Annotated in this window: 24 protein-coding genes; 11 read left to right on the top strand and 13 right to left on the bottom strand. The window is 65.2% G+C overall.

Translation table 11 applies throughout. The features are described from left to right. The first annotated feature begins 63 nt into the window (after nt 1–63). The 6 genes from otnK (at nt 64) to PXJ20_RS27265 (ending at nt 5595) form a co-directional block, all read left to right on the top strand. Nucleotides 64–1434 carry a 3-oxo-tetronate kinase gene (otnK, locus tag PXJ20_RS27290; RefSeq protein WP_421032548.1) on the top strand — a complete coding sequence of 457 codons (1371 nt, stop codon included), beginning with the start codon at nt 64–66 and terminating at the stop codon, nt 1432–1434. Then, the gene (locus PXJ20_RS27285; RefSeq protein ID WP_277599582.1) at nt 1434–2072 is read left to right on the top strand and encodes an aldolase; all 639 of its coding nucleotides are present in this window, start codon (nt 1434–1436) and stop codon (nt 2070–2072) included. Before otnK ends, PXJ20_RS27285 begins: the two co-directional genes overlap by 1 nt. A 192-nt stretch (nt 2073–2264) precedes the next feature. Beyond that, nucleotides 2265–3041 (top strand): 2-oxo-tetronate isomerase, encoded by a 777-nt coding sequence (gene otnI, locus PXJ20_RS27280; protein ID WP_421032549.1) that lies wholly within the window; start codon nt 2265–2267, stop codon nt 3039–3041. A gap of 87 nt (nt 3042–3128) precedes the next feature. Beyond that, entirely contained in the window at nt 3129–4112 is a 984-nt protein-coding gene (denD, locus tag PXJ20_RS27275) for a D-erythronate dehydrogenase (protein WP_421032550.1), read from the top strand. 139 nt (nt 4113–4251) lie between these two features. Continuing rightward, nucleotides 4252–5238: an alpha/beta fold hydrolase gene (locus tag PXJ20_RS27270; RefSeq protein ID WP_421032551.1), complete on the top strand. Its 987-nt coding sequence runs from the start codon at nt 4252–4254 to the stop codon at nt 5236–5238. Between the two features lie 66 nt (nt 5239–5304). Then, nucleotides 5305–5595 carry a hypothetical protein gene (locus PXJ20_RS27265; RefSeq protein WP_017778250.1) on the top strand — a complete coding sequence of 97 codons (291 nt, stop codon included), beginning with the start codon at nt 5305–5307 and terminating at the stop codon, nt 5593–5595. A 177-nt stretch (nt 5596–5772) separates the two neighbouring features. On the opposite strand, the gene PXJ20_RS27260 is transcribed toward PXJ20_RS27265, so the two are convergent. The 4 genes from PXJ20_RS27260 to PXJ20_RS27245 form a co-directional block, all read right to left on the bottom strand. Continuing rightward, the gene (locus PXJ20_RS27260; protein ID WP_017778249.1) at nt 5773–6339 is read right to left on the bottom strand and encodes a DUF3005 domain-containing protein; all 567 of its coding nucleotides are present in this window, start codon (nt 6337–6339) and stop codon (nt 5773–5775) included. A gap of 88 nt (nt 6340–6427) precedes the next feature. Further along, nucleotides 6428–8047, bottom strand: coding sequence for a pyrrolo-quinoline quinone (locus PXJ20_RS27255; protein WP_421032688.1), 1620 nt, complete (start codon nt 8045–8047; stop codon nt 6428–6430). A 374-nt stretch (nt 8048–8421) separates the two neighbouring features. After that, nucleotides 8422–9240 carry a flagellin domain-containing protein gene (locus tag PXJ20_RS27250; RefSeq protein ID WP_042303184.1) on the bottom strand — a complete coding sequence of 273 codons (819 nt, stop codon included), beginning with the start codon at nt 9238–9240 and terminating at the stop codon, nt 8422–8424. Nucleotides 9241–9569: 329 nt separating this feature from the next. Then, on the bottom strand, nt 9570–10754 hold the full coding sequence (locus tag PXJ20_RS27245; RefSeq protein ID WP_421032552.1) for an acyl-CoA dehydrogenase family protein: 1185 nt from the start codon (nt 10752–10754) through the stop codon (nt 9570–9572). 238 nt (nt 10755–10992) lie between these two features. Between PXJ20_RS27245 and PXJ20_RS27240 the strand changes: the two genes are divergently transcribed. From PXJ20_RS27240 to PXJ20_RS27230, 3 genes are all read left to right on the top strand, one after another. Further along, nucleotides 10993–11409 carry a MarR family winged helix-turn-helix transcriptional regulator gene (locus PXJ20_RS27240; protein WP_421032553.1) on the top strand — a complete coding sequence of 139 codons (417 nt, stop codon included), beginning with the start codon at nt 10993–10995 and terminating at the stop codon, nt 11407–11409. A 49-nt stretch (nt 11410–11458) separates the two neighbouring features. After that, a complete protein-coding gene (locus PXJ20_RS27235; RefSeq protein ID WP_421032554.1) occupies nt 11459–11746 on the top strand; it encodes a hypothetical protein in 288 nt (95 codons plus the stop codon). 145 nt (nt 11747–11891) lie between these two features. Continuing rightward, a complete protein-coding gene (locus PXJ20_RS27230; protein ID WP_421032555.1) occupies nt 11892–12716 on the top strand; it encodes a MetQ/NlpA family lipoprotein in 825 nt (274 codons plus the stop codon). 13 nt (nt 12717–12729) lie between these two features. Here the strand turns inward: PXJ20_RS27230 and PXJ20_RS27225 are convergent, their stop codons facing one another. The 5 genes from PXJ20_RS27225 to PXJ20_RS27205 form a co-directional block, all read right to left on the bottom strand. Further along, the gene (locus PXJ20_RS27225) at nt 12730–13752 is read right to left on the bottom strand and encodes an SGNH/GDSL hydrolase family protein (protein WP_421032556.1); all 1023 of its coding nucleotides are present in this window, start codon (nt 13750–13752) and stop codon (nt 12730–12732) included. A 145-nt stretch (nt 13753–13897) separates the two neighbouring features. Continuing rightward, complete coding sequence (locus PXJ20_RS27220; protein WP_421032557.1) at nt 13898–15193, bottom strand: NAD(P)/FAD-dependent oxidoreductase; 1296 nt, start codon at nt 15191–15193, stop codon at nt 13898–13900. A gap of 2 nt (nt 15194–15195) precedes the next feature. After that, nucleotides 15196–15954 carry an amino acid ABC transporter ATP-binding protein gene (locus tag PXJ20_RS27215; protein WP_017778242.1) on the bottom strand — a complete coding sequence of 253 codons (759 nt, stop codon included), beginning with the start codon at nt 15952–15954 and terminating at the stop codon, nt 15196–15198. Continuing rightward, nucleotides 15951–16607 (bottom strand): amino acid ABC transporter permease, encoded by a 657-nt coding sequence (locus PXJ20_RS27210; RefSeq protein ID WP_042303179.1) that lies wholly within the window; start codon nt 16605–16607, stop codon nt 15951–15953. The genes PXJ20_RS27215 and PXJ20_RS27210 overlap by 4 nt, the downstream gene beginning before the upstream one ends. An 81-nt stretch (nt 16608–16688) precedes the next feature. Next, the gene (locus tag PXJ20_RS27205) at nt 16689–17456 is read right to left on the bottom strand and encodes an ABC transporter substrate-binding protein (protein ID WP_421032558.1); all 768 of its coding nucleotides are present in this window, start codon (nt 17454–17456) and stop codon (nt 16689–16691) included. A 186-nt stretch (nt 17457–17642) separates the two neighbouring features. Here PXJ20_RS27205 and PXJ20_RS27200 point away from each other — a divergent pair, with 186 nt between their 5' ends. Then, nucleotides 17643–18449, top strand: a complete 807-nt coding sequence (locus tag PXJ20_RS27200) for an IclR family transcriptional regulator (RefSeq protein ID WP_277599570.1) — start codon at nt 17643–17645, stop codon at nt 18447–18449. A 66-nt stretch (nt 18450–18515) separates the two neighbouring features. Here the strand turns inward: PXJ20_RS27200 and PXJ20_RS27195 are convergent, their stop codons facing one another. The 3 genes from PXJ20_RS27195 to PXJ20_RS27185 all read right to left on the bottom strand — a co-directional run bounded on the left by PXJ20_RS27195 (nt 18516) and on the right by PXJ20_RS27185 (nt 21563). Beyond that, nucleotides 18516–18815 carry an antibiotic biosynthesis monooxygenase family protein gene (locus PXJ20_RS27195; RefSeq protein ID WP_017778238.1) on the bottom strand — a complete coding sequence of 100 codons (300 nt, stop codon included), beginning with the start codon at nt 18813–18815 and terminating at the stop codon, nt 18516–18518. Nucleotides 18816–18955: 140 nt separating this feature from the next. Beyond that, entirely contained in the window at nt 18956–20176 is a 1221-nt protein-coding gene (locus PXJ20_RS27190; RefSeq protein ID WP_277599569.1) for a YeeE/YedE family protein, read from the bottom strand. Nucleotides 20177–20540: 364 nt separating this feature from the next. Continuing rightward, the gene (locus PXJ20_RS27185) at nt 20541–21563 is read right to left on the bottom strand and encodes a hypothetical protein (protein WP_199541234.1); all 1023 of its coding nucleotides are present in this window, start codon (nt 21561–21563) and stop codon (nt 20541–20543) included. Here PXJ20_RS27185 and PXJ20_RS27180 point away from each other — a divergent pair. After that, on the top strand, nt 21556–21867 hold the full coding sequence (locus tag PXJ20_RS27180) for a hypothetical protein (protein WP_421032559.1): 312 nt from the start codon (nt 21556–21558) through the stop codon (nt 21865–21867). The two genes, PXJ20_RS27185 and PXJ20_RS27180, sit on opposite strands and share 8 nt — an antisense overlap. On the opposite strand, the gene PXJ20_RS27175 is transcribed toward PXJ20_RS27180, so the two are convergent. After that, a complete protein-coding gene (locus PXJ20_RS27175; RefSeq protein WP_421032560.1) occupies nt 21828–23060 on the bottom strand; it encodes an MFS transporter in 1233 nt (410 codons plus the stop codon). The genes PXJ20_RS27180 and PXJ20_RS27175 overlap by 40 nt on opposite strands. Between the last annotated feature and the right edge of the window lie 9 nt (nt 23061–23069).

Below are 23069 nucleotides of genomic sequence, written 5' to 3'. Positions count from 1 at the left end.
TCTGCAAACGCAGCGCCTCGAGCGTTGTGAAGGCCTGCAAAGAACGTCTTTCATGAGCCCCTCATGAGTACCGATACCGAAATCCAAACCGCCCAAACCGCTTCCCGTCCCCTGCTCGGCTGCATTGCCGACGATTTCACGGGCGCCACCGACCTCGCCAACATGCTCGTGAAGAGCGGCATGCGCACGGTGCAGACCATCGGCGTGCCCGAGCCCGACGCAAACGAAAATGCAAACGGCGCGCCGATGCTCGCCGCCGACGCCATCGTGGTCGCGCTGAAGTCGCGCACGATTGCCGCTGCGGACGCCGTCGCGCAATCGCTCGCCGCGCTCGAATGGCTGCGCGCCCAGGGCTGTCGCCAGTTCTTCTTCAAGTACTGCTCGACGTTCGATTCCACGGACGCGGGCAACATCGGCCCCGTGGCCGATGCGCTGCTCGATGCACTGAGCGATGTGTCGAGCGATGCATTGGCCAATGCCTCCGGCAGCGGCTTCACGATTGCCTGCCCCGCGTTCCCCGAAAACGGACGCACGGTCTACCGCGGGCATCTCTTCGTGGGCGACGCGCTGCTCAACGAATCGGGCATGGAGCACCATCCGCTCACGCCGATGAAAGACGCCAACCTCGTGCGCGTGCTGCAACGGCAGACGGCATCGAAGGTCGGCCTGGTTCGCTACGACGCGATCGCGCTGGGCGCTGCGGCCGTGCGGGCCTCCATCGACCAGCTGCGCGCCGAAGGCGTGCGCCTCGCGATTGCGGACGCGCTCACAGACCGCGATCTCTACGTGCTCGGCGAAGCCTGCGCGGACCTGCCGCTCGTGACCGGCGGCTCCGGCGTCGCGCTCGGCCTGCCCGCGAATTTCCGCCGCGCCGGGCTCTTGCCCGAACGCGACGACGCGGACGCGCTGCCGCGCATCGAAGGCCATGCCGCGGTGCTGGCGGGCAGCGCGTCGAAGGCGACCAACGCCCAGGTGGCGGCGTGGCGCGCGCATCGTCCGGCGTTTCGCATCGACCCGCTCGCGGCCTCGCGCGGCGAGCCTGTCGTCGACGAAGCACTCGCCTTTGCGCGCCGTCATCTGCCCGAGCCCGTGCTGATCTACGCCACCGCCACGCCCGACGAAGTCAAGGCCGTGCAGCAGACGCTCGGCGTGGAGGCCGCAGGGCACCTCGTGGAAAGCACGCTCGCCGCCATCGCGCAGGGCCTGCGCGAAGCCGGCGTAACGAAGTTCGTCGTGGCAGGCGGCGAGACCTCGGGCGCCGTCGTGCAGGCACTCGGCGTGAAGTCGTTGCAGATCGGCGCGCAGATCGACCCGGGCGTGCCCGCCACCGCGACCATCGGCGCGCGGCCGCTCGGCCTCGCGCTGAAGTCGGGCAACTTCGGCGCCGTGGACTTCTTCGAGAAGGCGCTGCGCGAACTGCAAGGAGCCCACTGATGAGCGCCGAAGCGAAGCTGCGCGAAGAAATCTGCACGGTGGGCGCGAGCCTCTATGCACGCGGTCATGCCGTGGGCAGCGCGGGCAACATCAGCGCACGCCTCGCGGACGGCTGGCTCATCACGCCCACAGACGCGTGCCTCGGCCGGCTCGATCCCGCGCAGATCGCGAAGGTGGACGCGAACGGTGTGGCCGTGTCGGGCGCCAGGCCGTCGAAGACGCTGACCCTGCATCGCGGCATCTATGCACGCAATGCGGCAGCGCACGGCGTCGTGCACACGCATTCCACGCATCTCGTCGCGCTCACGCTCGCGGGCGTGTGGCGCGAGACCGACGTGGTGCCGCCCATCACGCCGTACTACGTCATGAAAGTGGGACACGTGCCGCTCATTCGCTATCGCCGGCCCGGCGACCCCGAGGTTGCCGCCGAAGTGGCAGCACTCGCGGATCGCGTGCGCGGCGTGCTGCTGGAACGCCTGGGCCCCGTGATGTGGGGCGAGTCGGTCTCGCAGGCGTCGTATGCACTCGAAGAACTCGAGGAGACAGCACGGCTCTGGCTCATGACGCAACCGAGGCCCGAGCCGCTTGCCGAAACAGCCATCGACGAATTGCGCTCGACTTTCGGCGCACGCTGGTAGCCGTTTTTTGCACGCCCTGCGGACGCGGCTACGTGGAAGGGTTTCCGCACTGCGTAAGCACAGGCTCCGCGAGCCGCTACGTGATCGGCACCCTTGCCGTGGCCCACGCCGACGACGCGGGTCAACCCATAATCTGCGCGGGCACGTCGCGCGCGTGCCCTGCGCCCCACTCACCTTTCAGGACTTGCCGCCATGCCTCGCTTCGCTGCCAACCTCTCGATGATGTACAACGAGCACGCGTTCCTCGACCGCTTCGCCGCTGCCGCGCGCGACGGTTTCAAGGCCGTCGAATATCTGTTCCCGTACGACTTCGAAGTTGAGGCGCTGCGCGCCCAGCTCGACGAACACAGCCTCGTACAGGCGCTTTTCAACGCGCCGCCCGGCGACTGGGCCGCGGGCGAACGCGGCATCGCGGCGTTGCCGGGCCGCGAAGACGAGTTCAAGCGCAGCATCGATACGGCCTTGCGCTACGCCAGCGTGCTCGGCAACACGAAGCTGCATGTCATGGCCGGGCTCGTCGCGGCGGGCGCAGACCGCGCGCGCTATCACGCGACTTACGTCGCGAACCTCGCCTATGCCGCGCGAACCGCCGCCACGCAGGGCATCACCGTGTTGATGGAGCCCATCAACACGCGCGACATGCCGGGCTATTTCCTCAACCGCCAGGACGACGCGCATGCGATTCGCGCCGAAGTGGGCGCGCCCAATCTGAAGGTGCAGTTCGACTGCTACCACTGCCAGATCGTGGAAGGCGACCTCGCGATGAAACTCAAGCGCGACTTCGCGGGCATCGGCCACATCCAGATTGCGGGCGTGCCGGAGCGGCACGAGCCGGACATCGGCGAACTGAACTACCCGTACCTGTTCGAGCTGATCGATGCGCTGGGCTACGACGGCTGGATTGGCTGCGAGTACCGGCCGAAGGCGGCCACCTCCGATGGGCTTGGCTGGCTCAAGCCTTATCTGTGAGGCGCGGTCCGGTCTTGCGGCTCCATTCGAATCTGTATCTGCAACCATCACCGTTGCTGTTTCAGCTATTCAAACGAGGCACATGACATGAAGGTACTGATCACCGGCGGCGCCGGCTTTCTCGGCCAGCGCCTCGCCCGCAGGCTGCTCGAACGCGGCGAACTCGCGGGCCCGAACGGTCGCGCCGAAAAGATTTCGATGCTCGTGCTGCTCGACGTGGCCGCGGCCCCTGATTTCAGCGATGTGCGCGTGAAGACGATGGTGGGCGACATCGCCGATCGCGCGGTGCTGGAACAGGCCATCGATACCGACACGGCCGCCGTGTTCCACCTCGCCGCCATCGTGAGCGGCCAGGCGGAAGCGGAGTTCGATCTGGGCATGCGCATCAATCTGGACGCCTCGCGCACGCTGCTCGAGGTGTGCCGCGCGCGCGGGCACCGTCCGCGTGTGGTGTTCACGAGTTCGGTCGCCGTCTACGGCGGCACGCTGCCCGACGTGGTGCGCGACGACACTGCACTGAACCCGCAGTCGTCATACGGCACGCAGAAGGCGATGGCGGAACTGCTGCTCAACGACTACACGCGCCGCGGTTTCGTGGACGGCCGCGTGCTGCGCCTGCCCACCATCAGCGTGCGGCCGGGGCGGCCGAACGCGGCGGCGTCGTCGTTTGCGAGCGGCATCATTCGCGAGCCGCTGAACGGCGAGACGAGCGTGTGCCCCGTGCCGCGCTCCACCCGCCTGTGGCTGCTCTCGCCGCGCCGCGCCATCGACGCGCTGGTGGCGGGCTGCGAACTCGACGCCGCGGTGCTCGATGCGCTGCCGGGCAACCGGCGCGTCGTCAATCTGCCGGGCATCTCGGTCAGCGTGGACGAGATGATCGCGGCGCTGCGCGAAGTGGCCGGCGACGACGCAGTGAAGCGCATTCGCCATGAAGTGGACGACCGCATCGCGAAGATCGTGGTGAGCTGGCCGGGCCGCTGGGACACCTCGCGGGCCGAACGGCTGGGGCTGCATGGGGATGCATCGTTCGTGGAAGTGATTCGGGCGTATGTGGAGGATGAGCGCAAGTAAAGGCCCGGCGCATTGTCCACTCCAGGTGAACTGACTTTAAAACCCTCGACGACTTCCGCCGCAAGGGTCCCGATCCTAGACTCACCTCCATCGCGACAACCGCACGCCGTGCGGCTCGCATCATCGATCGGGACCCGTCATGAAGAAGATTCTGCTTGCCGTACTCGCCACGCTGGGCGCGTCGGCCGCGTTGGCCTCGGCCTCAGCTTCGGCTTCAGGTTCAGCCAGCCATGCACGTGCCGTCAATGCCGGCGCGCCGCGCCACCCCACCACGTACCACACCGTGAAGGTGGACGGCCTCGACATCTTCTATCGCGAAGCCGGCCCGAGCGATGCGCCCGCTATCCTGCTGCTGCACGGCTTTCCGTCGTCGTCGCGGATGTTCGAGCCGCTCTTCGCGCGCCTCTCGGAGCGCTACCATCTGATCGCGCCGGACTACCCCGGCTTCGGCCATAGCGATGCGCCCGCACCGCAGGACTTCGCCTACACGTTCGACCATCTCGCGGCCGTCACGAACGACTTCCTCGAAACGCTGGGCGTGCAGCGCTACGCGATGTATGTGCAGGACTACGGCGGACCGGTCGGCTTTCGGCTCGCGCTTGCGCATCCCGAGCGCCTGACCGGGCTCATCGTGCAGAACGCGGTGGCGCACGAAGACGGCCTCGGCCCGCTGTGGGAAAAGCGCCGCGCGTTCTGGGCAAACCGCGAAGCCAACGAAGCCGACTTGCAGCGCACCTTCCTTTCGTTCGACACGACGAAGCAGCGCCACGTGGGCACGAGCCCGCATCCCGAGCGCTACGACCCGGACCTGTGGACCGACGAATACGCGTTTCTCACACACCCGGGGCAGAAGGCAATCCAGACCGACCTTTTCTACGACTACCGGACCAACGTGGCGTCGTATCCCGCGTGGCAGGCGTGGCTCAGAAAGACGCAGCCGCCCACGCTCGTGGTGTGGGGCCGCTACGATCCGTCGTTCCAGGTGGCCGAGGCCGCGGCGTACCAACGCGATCTGCCCCATGCGGAGATTCACGTGATCGACGCCGGTCATTTCGCGCTGGACGAACGCGCAGACGAAGTAGCGGCGCTGGTCGGCCGCTTCATGCAGCGCCTGCCCCAAAGCTGAAAGCGAAGACCCCGCGTGGCCGGTGCGTACAATACGGGCTCTCCGATTCCCGAAAAGAGCCCTCGTATGGCAATGAAGAAAACCGACCTTGAGAAGAACAAGGCGCTCAAGCTGACTCATTCGATGAAACAGACGCATTCCGATCGCTTCGGCAAGGGCGCGACCGAAGCACCCGTGAGCCGCAAGGAGCAGCGCAAGCTGGACCAGGCGAAGGGGCTCGTGCCGTTCGCCTGCAAGCTGGACAGCGAGCTCGTGGAAACGCTCAAGGCGCGCGCGGCCGGGCATCCTGACGGCATGAACGGTCTCGTCGAGGAATTGCTGCGGCGTGCATTGGCGGGCGGCGATCAGGCGGCTTAATCAGGCGGCTTGAGCGGGGCGTGGCGCAGCCCGCAGTGGGCCCCGCCCCTCTCAAGCCCACCTTCAGCCCATAACGCTGCCGCGGCCCCCACAAGCGGCGCGGCGGCAGCGTTGCAAGTCACGCGGCGAAGCCCCCACCTCACAGCCCCGCCACACCCGTTCGCTTCGCCCGAACCGCTATTCCGGATCGTTGCCGATGCGCTCGAACCGGATCATCTGTTCGGCCTTCGTGCCATTCGACTCTTCGCGGTACACCGTGCCGCAATACACCACGCGATAACCGTCGCGCGCCCGCACCTCCGGCAGGTTGCCGGCCGGCCTGCTGTCCACGCCGCCCAGCCCGGCTGCGGGCGCCGGAATGTAGTTGTCGAGCGTGGCATTCGACGTAACGACGTTGTCGTGCCAGACCGACGCGTCCCGCTTCGCTTCCAGCGACTTGCCGTCGGTGTCCACGGTGTTGTCGGTTGCGTCCATGCCCGCGCTGTCCACGGAAACAATGCGGCTGTTCGCGCGCTGCACCGGGTCTCCCGCCTCGCGCGTCACCTTGTCCATGTCGATGGACGGCAACGCGGACTTATCGCGGGTCGAAGTCGCCTCGGCGGAGCCGGCGTGCCGGGTCTGTCCGAACTCCTTCGCCTGCGTGGCGGCGTCGGGCGAATCACCGGCCGCGGGCGTCTTGGCCGGGCTTTTCGCGGCCATCTCTTTTTGCTGCTGCTGGGTAGGATTGGCTTCGGCGTTCTGCATATCCACCTCACGTACTCGAGTGCTCATCGGGATGCTGTCGTGAGAGCGCGCATGCGGCGTGCCCGGCCTTTCTCTTCTGTAAAAGGCACTACGGCAGCAGTCCGAACACCGCCACGCCGCTGGTCGTGCCGACATACACGTGCCCATGCGCGATCATCGGCGTGATGAACTTGTTGCCGGCGCCGAACGTGTCGCGCGAGCCGGCCTGGTTGCTGTTGTACAGCTCGTTGGCGAGATTGCCGGCGTCGAACGCGTGCAGCGCCGCGACGCTGCCGTTCTCCGCGGCCCAGACGATGGCATTGCTCGATCCGTTCGCGGAAATACTGGGTGTCGCGCCGGGATACTGGAACGTGCCTGCGCTTTGCGAAGCCGGCGCAGTGGCGAGACGTGCAGCGTTGATCGGAAACGCCTTGAGGTGGTCGCCGAGCGCGCCGATGTAGACCGTGTTGCCGTAGAACGCCGGCATGCCGAACACGCCGGCCGCGAGTTGCCCGTCTATCTCCTGCCAGATCACGTTGGTCGAGCTGTTGAACTTGCCCATGGCGTCGCGATTCACGACGTAGATCTTCGCGTCCTTGCCGGCGCCCACCGCAAGATGACGCACGGTGCCGCTCGCGTCGGCGAGATCGGGCAGCACCAGCGCGCCGCCCGAGCCGAGGTCCTGATCTCGCGACGAAAGCGCCGCCGTATCGAAGGTCGCGAAATAATCCGCGACTGCGAGGCGAGGCGAAGTCGCGAGCTTCAAGAACGTGTTGCCATAGTCGCCGCTCGACGGAAAGCCCTGTGCGTCGAGCGTGGCATCGAACGTGCCGTTCGCGTCGAGCAGATAGAGCGAGGCGCCATCCGAGGCCATGCCCGCGCCGCTCATCCATACCGATCCCTCGCTGCCGTTCGGCGTGAGATTGAGCACGCTGGTCTGCACGAGCGTGCCGGCGCTGTACGCCATCACCCAGCCGCCATACACGCCCTGATCGCAATGCGAGGTCCACCCCAGATACACGTTGCCGTTGACAAGCGCGAGCGCCTGGCGCTCCGCGTATTGTTGCGGGTCGAACACCGTCACGCCGTTGCTGCTGTTCGCGCCCGCGCCGGGATAGGTCGCGGCGATCTGCGCCGGCCCGCCGAGCGCCTCGGCGCCCGTCGTGAGATCGAGCGCGTGCAGGCGTTGGTGAATGGCGCCGCTCGCGTCCTTGCTCATGGCGACGGCATAGAGCACGCCATTCGCGCCGCGCGTGCGATCGATCACCGGTGTCGCGGTAATGCCTATTTCAGGCGTGATTTGCTGGCAGTTGCGATCGTCGCTCGTGGTCTCGCCCGGGCCCAGCAGCGAACGCTGCCAGAACGGCGTGTTGGTGTCCGCATCGAATGCGTAGACGCTGGCGTGCTCGGTGGCAACGTAGACCACGTTGTGCGGCTTGCCGCCAATCGAGAGGCTGCTCACGTAGAGCGGCTGCGCGTCCACCTTGCCGTCCACGGCGAGGAACGCGACCTTGCCGAAATGCGTGGAATTGACGTTGGCCGGCGTGAGCGTCGTTTCGGCCAGGTACTGGCCCGTGCGCGCGGCGTCGTTGTGATACATGAGCACGTCCGTGGGGGACGATACCGTGGTGTTGACCGGCGCGGACGGCGTGGACGTTGCGGCTGCGCTGCCGGATCCACCGCCTCCCCCGCCGCACGACGCGCAAATTGCGACGATGAGGCATGCCATTGTCGCGAAGGCCGTACCGCGGCGCGCGGTGGCGCGGGCCTGTACCTCGCGGAGGTGGAGCAAGCGGTGCATGTGCGTCTCCCGCGCGGCCCGAAGGCCGCGAAGACTGCGTGTCTTGCCGATGCAGAGTCCGCCGTGGGCTGCGCGTTTCGGCACGGGGAATGAGCAATTGCCGTACCGGAGGCGTTTTATTGCGCCCTATTTTCAGAGCGTTATCGATGTGAGAAAGCCATGCTAGCCGGGTCTGCGGCCAATAGAGAACGAGCCCCAAAAGCGAAACGAGCCCTACGCCGCCCGAAAGCCGCGTAGAGCCCGTTCCAAAAAAAGTGACGCACCCCGCAAGAGGCGCGTCACCGAAGGTACTGCGTGGACGTTTATTGCAGGAGCTTCAGCACTTGCTGCGGCAGCGAGTTCGCTTGCGCGAGCACCGAGATACCGGCTTGTTGCAGCACTTGCGCCTTCGAGAGGTTCGCCGTTTCCGAAGCGAAGTCCGCGTCGACGATCTGCGACTGGGCGGCGCTCAGGTTGGTCGATTCCGTCTGCGTGTTCGTGATGGCCGACTGGAACGTGTTCTGCGTTGCACCCAGCGTTGCCTGGAAGTTGTTGACTTGCGCCAGCGCGGCGTCGATTGCCGTGATCGCGTTCTGCGCGCCCGAGGTCGTCGAGATGTCGATGCCCGAGACGCCGAGGCCCGACGCGTTCCACGTCGTCGAACCGAAGTTCGCCGTGATCGTCTGGTTGGCCGATGCGCCGATCTGGAAGTTCACGCTGCCGAGGCCGCCCAGCACGCTCTGGCCGTTGAACGTCGTTTGCGTTTCAACGCGGTTGATTTCCGTCAGACGCGTCGTGACTTCAGTCTGCAGGTTCGCTTGCGCTGCCGAGCCGAGCGAGCCGTCGCCCGATTCCACGGCCAGCTGGCGGATACGCTGCAGGTTGGCCACGGTCGACGAGATCGCGCCCGAGGCGGTTTGCACCATCGAAATGCCGTTGTTCGCGTTCATCACGCCCTGGTTCAGCGCGTTGATGGCGGCGGTTTGCGTCGTGGCGATCGCGAGGCCGGCGGCGTCGTCAGCGGCGGTGTTCACGCGCTTGCCCGACGACAGACGCGTAATGGCTTGCGACAAGGCGCTTTGCGAACCGGACAGGTTGGTCTGCGTCGTCAGCGACAGGATGTTGGTGTTGATGTTCAGCATGGCTTCCTCTAATGAATTCGGTTGGGTATCCGGTTGAGTAACAGGACGATGGTGGTGGTGCTCGCTTGCTGCGGTCCGTTCCAGCAACCTGTATGTCCGGGTTATCGTCGGGCACGGGACAAACTTGAGGGGGAAGCCATCGTTGCGACGGGGAATCGCCCGCCGGCGTGAGCACCGGCGGGGAAAGCGGGAAGGCGGCGTAATAAAAGGTAACGGGACAACGGCGGACGTGCCCGTATATAGGTCCGGAATGATGCAGCGGTCCCCACGGTCCTGAGCGGTCCTGAGCGGTCCTGCGGTGGTCCCGCAGGAATCCGTCAGCGAGTCGTCTACGAATAGAAAGAAGGCGACGGCAACGTATCGTTCAACGCCCACTCGCCGAGTTCCTGAAGCTTGTAATCGACGGGATCGTGCAGCGTTTGCGTGCGCAGATTGCGCCAGAAGCGGTCGAGTCGCAGCGCGCCTTGCGTGGCCCGAGCACCGGCCACTTCGAACAGCCGGCTCGTCAGATCGAGCCCCACGCGCGTGGCCGCTACCTTCGCCGTTGCCACCGCCACGGCCACCTGCCCTCGTCCTGCTTCGTCCAGCGCGGTGCCTTCGTTCCATGCCGCGTCGAATCGCGACGCCGCCTGCTGCACGAGAAGCCGCACGCTTTCCAGGCCTACCCAAAACTCTCCATAGCGCAACAGCGTGTAAGGATCTTCGTTCACGCTCTTCGCGGGCGATTTGAACCACGGCCGCGACTCGTGCAGCGTGTAGTGCTTCATCTGCGCGAACGCGCCTTCGCTCACGCCGAGAAACAGGTGCGCGAAGATCAATTGCGCAAGCAGCGGCCGCAGGCACGCAAACGGCGTGCTGAGCGGCCCCGGATCGAGCAGCATTTCGCTTTCCTGGACGCGTACCTGATCGAACGCGGCACTGCCGCTATCGGTTTGACGCTGGCCGAAGCTGTCCCAGTCCGAAGGGATGGTGATGCCCGCGCGCGCGGTGGGCACCGCGGCAATCAGCAGCTTGCCGCTGGCTTCATCCACGCCGGACGCAATCAGCATGTCCGAATCGAACGCACCGGAGCAAAAGCTCTTGCGGCCTGAAAACTCATAGCCGCCATCGACTTTACGCACGACGGTCCGCTTGTCGAGCGGATTGAGCGCGTTGCCCCAGAACCGGTTGTGGCGTGCTGTCTCTTCGAACCAGGGCTCCCACTGAGCGGGCCGCGCGAACAGTTGCACCGTGGCCAGCAGCAGATGATGAAAACCGTAGACGTGCGCGATGGAGCTGTCCACGCGCGCGAACTGCCGCACGGTATCGAGCGTTTCGATCCAGTTCGCGCCCTGCCCGCCGTACTGCTTCGGAATGGAGAGCGCAAGCAGACCGCTGCCGCGAAGCGCATCGCGCTCCGCTTTCGGCGTGCCGCCGCGCGCGTCGCGCTCGGCAGCCGTTGCGGCGAAGTCTTGCACGAGACGGTCAATCGTCCGCTGAATCGATGAGAAGTCGGACTCGGATGATAAGGACATGGATCTTGCCTCCAGCACGGAATGGGAGCGGGTTCAACCCGCTATCTTAAAAGCGCGCCGCGCGCGCGTCCCGGCCAGAATACCGAATGCTTCGAAGCGGGAGTGATATGGGCGGCGAGGATGAGGGCAAGGAAGGCCTACGGGCCGAAATGCGTCGGTTCGCGCCTGGAGAACTTCCAGGCCGACACGAAGCCACATATGATTGCGTTGCTAACCACTTCATGGTCTAATCGCCGCCATGTTCGATCACTGCCTGTATTTCAATTCTGCTGCCCTGGCCCGCCTCGTTGAGCGAGAATGGACCGCTGTTTATGCCCCATTCGACCTCACGCCGCCGCAGGGCTTCGTTTTGCGCGTCGTGCTCGCCTCGCCCGGATGTCTCGCCAGCCAGGTCGCCGACATGCTGGGCATTGCCCGTCCCACGGCGACGCGACTCGTCGACAACCTTTGCCAGAAGAAGCTTGTGGAGCGCCGGCAAGGAAAATCCGACGGCAGAGAATGGTGTCTATACCCCACAGCCGCGGGCAAGGCGCTCGACAAACCGATCAATGCGGCAAGCGCCAACGTCGCCAAGGCACTGCGCGGACGAATCGGGACCGGCTTGTTCGACACAACGATCAGCAGCATGCGGGACGTCAGAAAGGCGTTGGACTAACGCCTTTTTTGATCACAAATAGTTGTTATGCTAACCAAATGGAGCCGGCATGAAAGGCACTGCGATACGAGAATCGAAGAAGTGCATCGCGCCACGCAAGCAACGCCTGGCGATAACCCGTGACGCACAAAAGTGGATTGCAGGGCTCACGATCACGGCAATATCCATCGCGCTGTTCGTCACAGCCGCCGTCTCTTCAATGAAAAGCGTTCCGGTGAACAACGCGCGATGTCTCGCGCAGATCGCCAAAGAAGAACACACGACGCTGGAAGCGTTCTTTCAAAACCCTTCCGGACGCGATGCTCTAGCACAGGCGCTCGCCGCGTGTGCCCAATGATGGCTCCGGCGGCGCCCTTTCTAATGCACGATTCGACCTGTCCATATAACCACCCACGGCATGAGGAACGCAGACAAAAATATTTGTCAGCCCGTCATGCCGTTCTCTAGCATCGAGCCCTGTCGAACCCCAAAACGAACCCCACATGCACAAACGAAAACTGCTCGGTACGGCGCTGACGGCGCTCCTTCTCGGCTGGAGTATTGCGAATACGGCCTCGGCCGCAACCACGGAAAAGACGCTTCGCGTCGGCATCATGTCCGGCGAGGACGAAGACGTCTGGAAAGTGGTTGCCGCCAACGCGGCAAAGCATGGCCTCGCCATCAAGATCACCACGTTCGCCGATTACACGCAGCCCAACGAGGCGCTGGCCCAGCACGACCTCGATGCCAACTCGTTTCAGCACAAGCCCTACCTCGAGGCGCAGATCAAGGCGCGCGGCTACAAGATCGTGCCCGTGGGCTACACCTATGTGCAGCCCATCGGCCTCTATTCGCGCAGGGTGAAGTCCGTTGCCGACCTTCCGCAAGGCGCGACAGTGGGCGTGCCAAACGACCCGAGCAACGAAGGGCGCGCGCTGCTCCTGCTGCAATCGCTCGGCCTCATCACGCTGAAGCCCGCCGTGGGTCTCTTGCCGACGGCGCGCGATATCGAACGGAATCCGAAGAATCTGCACGTCAAGGAACTCGATGCCGGCATCGTCGGCCGTGCCATCGGCGACCTCGATGCGGCCGTCGTGAACACCGACTGGGCCATCAAGGCGGGCATCAAGATTCCGCAGGAACGCATCGCGCAGGAGAAGGTGCCGAACAATCCGTATCGCAACTTCATCGCCGTGAACGAGCAGGACGCGAACGCGCCGTGGGTCCATGACCTCGTGGAGAGTTATCAGCAACCCAATGTGTCCGCCGCAATCCTGAAGGTTTATCGCGGCGCCACGCTGCCCGCGTGGGACGGCGCGCCGCAGTAGTTCCGCACACTGCTCAGCGCCCGAGCCCGCTCTTCGCAATCTGTTGCTCCACGAACTGCGCGAAGAGCGTATGCAGGCGGGTGGCGGGATGCAGGTCGTCGGCGAACATGTAGGTCTGGTCGGCGTTGGGCGTCGTGTAGGTGGCCGGTGAACAGAGCAATGCGGTGTCGTGCGGCGTCTTCGCGGGGTCGCACGCCGTGCCCGTGTTAGAGACGGCGAAGCCGTTGGCCTGGAAATTCGCGACAACCTGGTTGAGCCAGGTGAAGGCATCGATCTCGATGACCTTGCTCTGAAGACCGTTGGTCTGCAAACCCGCGTTCAGCGTGTCGTTGAAGCGTTGCGAAAGCTGCGTCAGATTCGCGCCGCCGTCCGCGGACGTCACGCCTTTGGGCGACAGCCCGATGTTGGGCAGATTGACCACGACGACGTGCGTCGCCCCACTCTGCACGATCTGCGCGACGAGCTGGACGAGCGTGTTCGCCGCCGTTTGCACCGTGGGCGCGGCAGCGGGCAGCGAGCCGGCACGCAGCACGTCGTTCGCGCCGGCCCACACCAGCACCAGCTGGTTCGCGTTGAAGCTTCCATGCGCGGCCAGATAACTCGACACCTGCTGGTTCATGGGCATTTCGATGTTGCCCAGCACGTCGGTCAGGTAGTCGTACAGGTTCGCGGGCGTGGCCACCGTGGCGCCGCCCTCTGCGTAGCCCAGACCGCTTTGCGCGCTGAGCTTGTGGCTGGCGTCGATCGAGAAGGCGGGCGTCAGCGTGTCGCCGTAGTACTGCGCGACATCCTGCGTCCACACCTGGCCAGGGTTGGTCGTGAAGCGTCCGCCGCCCAAGGCGCTCGCAAGCGGCGCATAGGTGCCGACGTCCGAGAGGCTGTCGCCGAACGACACCACCTGGAGATGCACGCCGCCAGCGGGGCCCGCCGTGCCGGCGCTACTGCCCGAGCCGTTTCCTCCGCCGCCGCACGCCGCGGTCAGCAGACTCATCGCGACAACAATTGCGGCACACACCCTTGCGTTCATGCGTTGCATGGCTTTCCTCCAGTGGACGGCGGCTTTCACGTGACGGACGTTGCGCCCGCGAACCTGCTGCACATGCAGCACATGCAGCGGGCTCTACCGTGTAGCAAGAAAGGTGCGCCGAGGTTTGCGGCGCTGGAGGAAGGTCTTGTCGCGCTCAGGCGATGGCGTCCATCAGCCGGTACCACGCAACGCCCGCCGCGATGTAAAAGCGCTGCAGCCCATGGAATGGGATCGGTTTGACCGCGGTGACGGCAAACGGAAACGGAGCGCGGGCGTCGCCTGCAATGCGCGCGGCAAGATGCTTGCCTAGCGTCGTGGCCATCGCAATGCCGCGGCCGTTGTAGCCAAGCGCGATGCTGAGCCCCGGTGCCGGCTCGTGGACGTGCGGCAGAAAATCGGCCGTGATCGCGACGCGCCCCGCCCACCGATACTCATACTCGATGCCCTTCAATTGCGGATACATCAACTCGACGGCGCGCTCCAGGTGCGCCCAGTCGTTGTTCGCACGCGGGTCCGAAAAAGGCCCGCGACCGCCCATCAACAACCGCCCGGCCGCATCGCGCCGGAAGTACAGCAAAAGACGACGCGAATCGGAGGCCACTTCACCGCCGCGCAGAATGGCGTCGCCCACGCCGGGAGCCAGCGGCCGCGTAGCGACGATAAAGCTGTTCGCCGCGATCACCGACTGCCGCAGGCCCGGCCAAAGCGCCCCGGTATAGCCGTTGGTCGCGATCACGACGTGCTGCGCGACCACGTTCGCGCCGCCGCGCGTCTGCACCTGCCAGCCGCGTGCGTCACGCGAGAGGCGCGTGACCGACGTGTGTCCATGCACGGCAACGCCGAGCTTCTGGGCCGCGCGCGTGAGACCCCGCACATAGCTGAGCGGCTGGATGCTGCCGGCACGGTGATCGATCCATCCGCCCACATAAGCGCTCGTGCCAAGCCGCTGCGAAACCCCTGCGGCATCGAGCAGGCTGACCTTCGCGCCGCGCGCCGCCCATTGCTGCGCACGGCGCGTCACGGTTTCGAGCATCGCACGCGACGGCGCTGGCTGGATCCAGCCGCCCCGTACCGCCTCGCAATCGATGCCGTACCGCTCGATCAGTTCGAACACGCTGTCGGCCGCGCCGCCCACCGTCTCCACCAGACGATTGCCCGCTGTTTCGCCGAACCGTTGCACGAGTTCGTCGGGGTCGTACTTGAGCCCGGGAATCACCTGACCGCCATTGCGGCCCGAGGCGCCCCACCCCGGCTGCGCGGCATCGAGCACGCACACCTTCACGCCGCGCTCCGCCAGATGCAAGGCCGTCGAGAGGCCCGTGAACCCTGCACCCACGATCGCCACGTCGCACGATACCGACTCGCGCAGAGCCGGCGTATCGGGCGCAGGCTGCGCCGTTGCGGCCCACAACGAATCGGGCAGCATTGCACCTTCTTTCACTTCGATCATGTTCAGTTCGGGTTAGCGCCGGCGGGCGTGCCGTCAGGAGACAGCAGGCGCCGCAGGAAGTCCTGCGTGCGCGGATGCTGGGGATGGCTCAGGACCTCGCGCGCGGCCCCCGTCTCGCAGATCGTGCCGCCGTGCAGGAAGCACACGCGGTCGGCCACTTCGCGGGCGAAGGCCATTTCGTGCGTGACGACCACCATCGTCATGCCGTCGCGTGCGAGCGCGCGCATCACGGCCAGCACTTCGCCCACCAGCTCGGGATCGAGCGCGGACGTGGGCTCGTCGAAGAGCAGCGCCGCAGGCTCCATGGCAAGCGCGCGCGCAATCGCCACACGCTGCTGCTGACCGCCCGAAAGCTCCGCAGGATACGCATTCATCCGATGCGAGAGGCCGACCTTATCGAGCAGGTGCCGCGCCTCGTCGCGCGCCCGCGCAACCGGCGTGCGGCGCACATAGACCGGGCCTTCCATCACGTTTTCGAGGGCCGTTCTGTGCGCAAACAGGTTGAAGCGCTGAAACACCATGCCCACGCGCATGCGCAATTCGTGAATGTTCTTCGCGTGCGCATCCACGCGCACGCCGTCTATCGTGATGGACCCGGAATCGTAGGTCTCGAAGCCGTTGATACAGCGCAGCACGGTCGACTTGCCCGACCCGGACGGCCCGATCAGGCACACCACTTCGCCCGCCTCGACGTTGAGGCTCACACCCTTGAGCACTTCCTGGTGGTGAAAGCGCTTGTGTATCGCGTTGATTTCGATCATCGACTTTTCCTCACGGCGAGCCGCTTGCCAAGCTGGTTGACGCCGAACATCAGCGGCAGGCTCAGCACCAGATACAGCAGCGCGACGAGCGTGTAGACCGTCATGTTCTGGAAGGTCGACGACGCAATCAGTTGCCCCGCGCGCGTGATTTCGGCAACGGTGATGGTGGAGGCAACCGACGAGTCTTTCAGCAGCATGACGAGCGTATTGCCGTAGGGCGGCAGCGCGATCCTGAAGGCCTGCGGCAGCACCACGCGCCGCATGATGAGCGGGCCGCGCATGCCGATGGCGTGCGCGGCTTCAATCTGCCCGTGGTCGATGGCTTCGATGCCCGCGCGAAAGTTTTCCGCCTGATACGCGGAGTAAGCGATGCCAAGCCCGATGACCCCGGCCTGAAACGCCGACAGCTGCACGCCCAGGTCCGGCAGCACGAAATAGATGTAGAAGAGCTGCACGATGATCGGTAGCCCGCGGATCAGATTGATCACGGTGCTGCCGAACGCCGATGCGGCACGGTTGCGCGACACCTTGAGCAACGCGAGCACCAGACCGAGGACCGAACTGAGCACGAATGCACAGGCCGTGATCTCGATCGTGATGACTGCGCCTTTCAGCAGGATCGGCAAAAAGTCGATTGCGTTCTGCACGAACATCGCGTCTCCCGACACACTTCGCAGATCGTCCGGGCCGCTATCAGGCACGGACGGCTTCGAATACAGCGCAACGTCTCGCCGTTAGCTCATGTGCCACTTCTGCAGAATTTGCTGCAGCGTGCCGTCGGTCTTCATCTTCCTGATGGCCGAGTTCAGCTGTTCGAGCATGGCCGTGTCGCCCTTACGCACGACGAAGCACACCTGCCCCTTCACCGCCGACTGATACTCCGGCACGAGCCGCACCTGCGGATTGGCACCCTGCTGCAGCTGATAGGCCACGATGGGCTGATCGGCGAAACCCGCTTTGATCCGGCCCAGCGCCACGTCGCGCATGATGTCCGCGACGGAATCGTAGGTGCGCACTTCCTTGAAGATGCCCTTCTTGTTCAACGCATCGACGAACGCCGTGCCCACCTGCGCGCCCACCACTTCGCCCTTGAGATCGTCCATCGAGGTGTAGTGGCCTTTGTCGTCGGCCCGCACGACGAGCCCTTCGCCGTACGAATAGACCGTGTCCGAAAAATCGACGATCTGCTGGCGCGCGGGCGTCTTCAGCATGGCCGCGGAAATGATGTCGATCTTCTGCGTGGTCAGCGATGGAATCAGCGCGGAAAACACGCTCTGCTGCACCTCCACCTTGAAGCCACCCGCGCGGCCCGCCGCTTCGATAGCATCCACCATCATTCCCTGAATGGAATTGGTTTTGACGTCGAGGAACGTGAACGGCACACCCGTGGCCGTTGCGCCCACCTTCCAGGTGGGCTCGGCGCGCGCGGCGCCCGAGGAAATGACGAAACAGGTGGCAAAGCCGGCTGCAAGCAAGGTAAGGCGTTTGACGAACGTGACCATGCATTTCTCCTGGCAAGGCGCCGCCGGATCGACATGAACCGTCGGCAATGTTGTTTTGTGACCGCGAGATCATGATAGTCGAATCAAAAAAATCGCAAATAGATTTTTGTGTATCGATATTCGATACGATATGATGCGGTATTGCACTCACCCCGCATTCAACGCGCGTTCAACGGACGGACCACGATGGACAATTCGCCTGCCGACAATGACGCCGGAAACGGCACCGACCTGCTCTTCAATCAGTCGCTGGAAAAGGGGTTGAACGTGCTGCGCGCGTTCAGCGCGAAGCGCCGCACGATGACGCTGGCCGAAGTGGCCGAGGCGGCGTCGATGTCCAAAAGCTCGGCGCAGCGCATGGTCTACACGCTGGAGAAGCTGGGCTATATCCGCAAACATCCGCTCACGCGCCGCTACCAGCTGGCGCCGCGCGTGATGCAGATCGGCTTCAACTATCTGGCTGCGGACACCTTGATCGACGTGGCGAATCCGTTCCTCTCGGAACTCACGAACATCACGGGCGAGACGACCAACCTCACGGAGCCCGATGACGACGAGATGGTGTACGTCTCGCGCTTCGTCTCGACGAAGTTCGTGCCGATACACATGCCCATCGGCAGCCGCATCCCGATGTATTGCACTGGCAGCGGGCGCGCATTCCTGAGCGCGTTGCCCGCGGACGAGGCACGCGCGCGCCTCGAGCAGATGAATCGCGTGGCGTTCACGGCGAACACCGTGACCGACGTGGCACGGCTCGGCGAACTGCTCGCCGAAGTGCGCCAGAACGGCTATGCCACGAACCGCGAAGAGTTGTTCATTGGCGATATGTCGATCGCGGCGCCGGTGGTGGGAAGCCAGGGGCGCCCCGTCGCCGCGGTACACGTGGTGGCGCCCACCAGCCGATGGACTTTCGACGACGCACGGCTAAAGCTCGCACCGGCCGTAATCGATTGCGCGCGAGGCATCAGCAATTCGATACGAACGCTCGAGTAAGCACGCGAGGGGTCATGCGAGCGTGCGCCGCGCTCATACCAGACTCACACCAGGTTCGAACCAGGTTCAAACTCCGCCGTCGCCGTATTGCCGGATGACCTTCGCGATCACGACGCGGTAGCCGTCGAGCCAGCGCGCCTGCTTGCCCTTCGCTTCGCGGTGCGCCGGATGCTCGATCAATTGCCGCAGCGCCGCTTCCGACTCCCAGTAGTAGATGTTCTGGATCAGCCCCGCGCTTGCGTTCTCCCAGGTCTCCTCGCCGAGATAGCCGGGAATCGCGCGCGCGGCTTCCGCGATCTGTTTGTCGAGGCGATGGAACTCGTCGTCGAATTGACCGGCCTTGAAAACGAAGGTGGACGAGTACATGCGGCTTCCTTTGAGTGATCGAAAAAAGCGGACGGCGCACCCCGCCTGCTGCCTTCCCGTCGAATAAAAAAAGGCAACGCGCGAGGCGTTGCCTTCCTTGCTGCATCCAGCACCGGAATTCGTGGCCGAAGCCGCTGCGATCAGCAACCCGTCTGCTTCACGCGCTCCACGGCGAGCCCGAATGCCGGACGCAGCTTCGTGCCCACCACGTTGCCGAGAAACGCCGCGACGAGCCACAGCCAGCCGTGCAGGCTGCCCGACACGATGCCGCTGAAATACGCGCCGATATTGCAGCCGTACGCAAGACGCGCGCCGTAGCCGAGCAGCAGCCCGCCCACCACGGCCGCGATCAGCGAGCGCAGCGGCAGCCGCCACACCGGCGCATAGCGGCCGGCGAGCGATGCAGCCACCATCGCGCCGATCACGATGCCGATATCCATCACCGACTTCACGTCGTGGCTCACTGGGGCGGCGAGCGCCGCCGCGTTCGGGCCGGTGCTCCACACATGCCAGCTCGCAACGTCGACGCCCATTGCCGAGAACGCCTTGGCACCCCACAGCGCAAACGCCGACGTGACGCCCCAGGGACGGCCCGAGATCGCAAGCGTCACGAAGTTGAGCACGGCGAGCACCACGCCGCCCACGAGCAGCGGCCACGGGCCACGCAGCCAAGACGACGTGTTCGGTGCGTCGTCGCTCACGAGACGGCCGTGACGGCGTTTTTCGATCAGCACGGTCAGCGCGGCAATCAACGCGAACACCACGAGGTTCAGCGCGATGGCGGGGCCCGCGCCCAGCGTTTTCACGAGCGAGATGGGCTGCAGATGCGGCAGCGCGCTCCAGAACGGCAGATGCGCGGTACCCACCACGGAACCGACGACGAACGCAATCAGCGTGACCACCATGCGCGTGCTGCCGCCCCCCACCGTGTAGAGCGTGCCGGAGGCGCAGCCGCCGCCCAGCTGCATGCCGATGCCGAAGATGAACGCGCCGATCAGGACCGACACGCCGACGGGCGCCACCTCGCCCGCCACCGGATGACCGAACAACGTGCCGGCCGAAAGCGCCGGGAAGAACAACAGCACGCCCACTGCGAGCATCAGCATCTGCGCACGCAGACCGGCGCCGCGCCCGTCCGCGATGAACACGCGCCACGCGGACGTGAAGCCGAACGCGGCGTGATAGAGCGTCATGCCGAGCAGCGCGCCCAGCACGTACAGCGTGGCCTGCTTCGCGCTGACGGTCTGCGCGAGATAGAGGGCACCGAGTACGACGAGCGCGAGCGCAACGGCAAGCGGCTTCGGATTGATGTTGACGAGCCGGCTAGACGCGCCGCCGAACGGCGTGGAGAGATCGGACATAGTGAGCGGAAGCGGTCGCGCTCAGCGCACAGGGGCGGCACGCCGGCAAAAAGGGCGGTCGCTGCGCGGGCGAAAGGCCGCGAAAAGTCGTTAGGGGAAAGTTCGCAAGTATATCGAAATGTCACGATTCGGCTGGGACGTACCCTGAGCCGCGGCGCCTCGCGCCAAGGGCTGCCGCGCGTCGTGCCGCGGGCCCGCCAGGCCCGCCAGACGGGGCTTGGCGAGCATTCGTCGCGATTCAAAGCCGGCCGCCTAATAACGTGCTCGTATATCGATATTTCGAATCTGGCTTGACAGATGCCCGTCGAAAAAACCACCAGGAACTGACCATCCGACCGCCGGCAGCCGGCAGCCGGCAGCAGACTCAGATCACCAGGTGCCTCGCCTCCTCGTGCATGCTCGCGGGCGGCAGCAGGTCGGCGCGCGAGAAGCGCACGAGCGCAAATGCGCGCCAGGTGCCCGGGTCGGCGGGGAGGCGCGCAAGGCGAAATTCGATCTCCTCGCCCTTCGCCGGGTCGTTGTCTTCGAGCACCACGTTCATCGCGTTGAGTCGCAAGCGCTTTCTCGTCACGTCGAGATGCGAAGCCGGATCGGCCAGCACGTCGCAGATCAGCTGGAGTTCGCGTTGCAGGGCGTCGGTCTGCAGTCCCAGGTCGGCGAGGCTGCGCTCGTTCTCGTCCATCAGCGACTGGATTTTCGCGCGCTCCGCGAGGTCGGGCGCCGTGCCGCTGCCCATCACCTGGCGCATGCCCACGCCGCCCCGCTCGAGCAGCTGCATGCGTGCCTTCAGCAGCGCGCGCTCCTGCTGGAGTGCATCGCGCCGGGCCGTATCGGCTTCGACGTGCGAGAGCCCTTCCAGGGCCAGCTGATCGAGCACGCGTCGCACGATTTCGCGCCGCAGAAGTGTTTCCGTGAGTCCGCATACACGGACTTGATAATCGCCGAAGCTGACCGTGGTACGCATGACGTCAGAGCGAACCTCGAGGCCGACCTGTTTTGCGCCCGGCGCACGACGTTCGGTCATCGCCATGCCGAGCACCGCGAAGACCTCGCCGGCGGCCGGACATTCGTCGAAGAAGTGCTGCAAATCGGTGGAGCGGCTGAGCGCCGGGGCCACGTCGTCGGGCGCGGTGAAGAACGCGTGAATACAGGCGTCGGAAGACCATGCCGCGGCGCTGGCCTCGCGTGCAGGCGGTAGCGACTCGACCAGACCTTCGACGTACTGCAGCGAAACACTCACGGCACGCGCAAGGTGTGCCTCGTACTGCCCGACCAGCCGCAATTGCGGATGCAGCTTGACGATGCGCTCCACGGCGTCGCGCACCTCGTCGCTTGCGGCCGGCGGTACCGCAGTGTTTCGATGCCACATCCAGCTCAACATGCCCATGTCCGTCTTTCCTTGCCTGCGCTCGCGCCTCGCGCTGCATGGTCGGCTGCACGCCGGAATTTCCGGCAACGGCCAGCAAGCAACTGTCTTGATTCGGCGCCCGAATCTCACCTTAGCCACGCGGGCAACGGGTTCTTTGATCCTGGTCAGTTGTCTCTCGTTGAAGGCATTCGATCTGACCGACAACGTCGGGCCACCCAAACGGGCACAGGCTGATGCCGCGCATGAGAGCGAACACCCTGCCTCACGAGCGGAAAACTGGATTCATGCGGCCAAAGACGGATCGCTTGCGACGTCACGCTGAATGGCGCACGCCGTTTTTAGCGCGGCGCCAAACAGAAGCCAGAGCGCGAGCGACCCTGTCGACACGGCACCCAGCACGAGAAAGGCGGTTGCGTAACCGAAGTGCTGGGCGAGCACGCCGCCCAACGCAGGGCTGAGCGCAGCGCCCATGCCCTGCACGGTCATGACCATGCCCTGCCCGACGTTGACGCGCCCGGTTCCCTGCAACAGTCGCACCACCAGTGCGGGCACCGCCACGCTTTGCAGGCCGGCACCGATGCCATCGAGCGCCTGCACCGGCCACACGCCCCACGCGTCGATGAACATCGCGGCAACGAGCCCGCGAAGCGGCAGCGCGAGGAACGTGATCAGGATGACGCCCCAGTAGCCGATACGCCGGATGAGGCGGCTCGCCAGGAACGCCGCGACCACCATGACGAGTTGCGCAACCACGATCGTCTGCGCAGTGAAGGCGCCTGGATCGCCCTTGTGCGCGGCGACCACCGCCAGCCCGTAGAGCGGAAGCATCGCCGCATTACCCAAATGGAAGATCGCCAACGAGGCGGCCAGCAGCAGCAACGGCCGGCAGCTCAGCAGCACGCGAAAGCCGCTTGCGTGCTCATGGCTTGCCGCCGACGAACCGCCCAGCCCTCGCGCACTGTCGTGATCGATCGAATCGCGCCGGATGAGCAGCGTCGAGGTCACCGTCATCACGCCAAATACGCCGGCGAGTACGAACACCGCACCGAACCCATACCGCCAACCCAGCCAGCCCGAAAGCGCGGCACCCACCACATTGCCCGCGTGATTGGCCACCTGGTTGCGACCGAACTGCCGGTCAAAGCCCTGTTCGCGCGCGATACCGAGCGTCAGGCCCGCTAACGCGGGCCCCAATGCGGCCCCTGTTACGGCCGTGAAGATCTGGGAAGCGGCGACCATCCAGTAGCTGTGCGACACCCATAGGACGAGCGATGCGAGTGTCGTCATGCCCGCCGCAATCACGACGACGCCGCGCTTGTGACGCGTGCCATCGACGAGCGCACCGGCCGGTGAAGTGGCGAGCATGCCGGCGACGCCGCCGAGCGTCATGACCGTTCCGATCGCGCCCGGATGCCAGCCCTGTGCCTGCAGAAAGACGCCAAGGAACGGCCCGATGCCCGCCTGCACATCGGCCACGAAGAAGTTGAGCCCTTCCAGTGCGTATCGGGGATTCATGGATGCCCA

It is taken from the genome of Paraburkholderia sp. A1RI_3L (genome assembly GCF_048957895.1).
GTDB classification, from domain to species: Bacteria; Pseudomonadota; Gammaproteobacteria; order Burkholderiales; family Burkholderiaceae; genus Paraburkholderia; species Paraburkholderia kururiensis.
The sequence above is the reverse complement of the archived record's forward strand: the minus strand, read 5'-3'. Positions and strand labels throughout refer to the sequence as shown.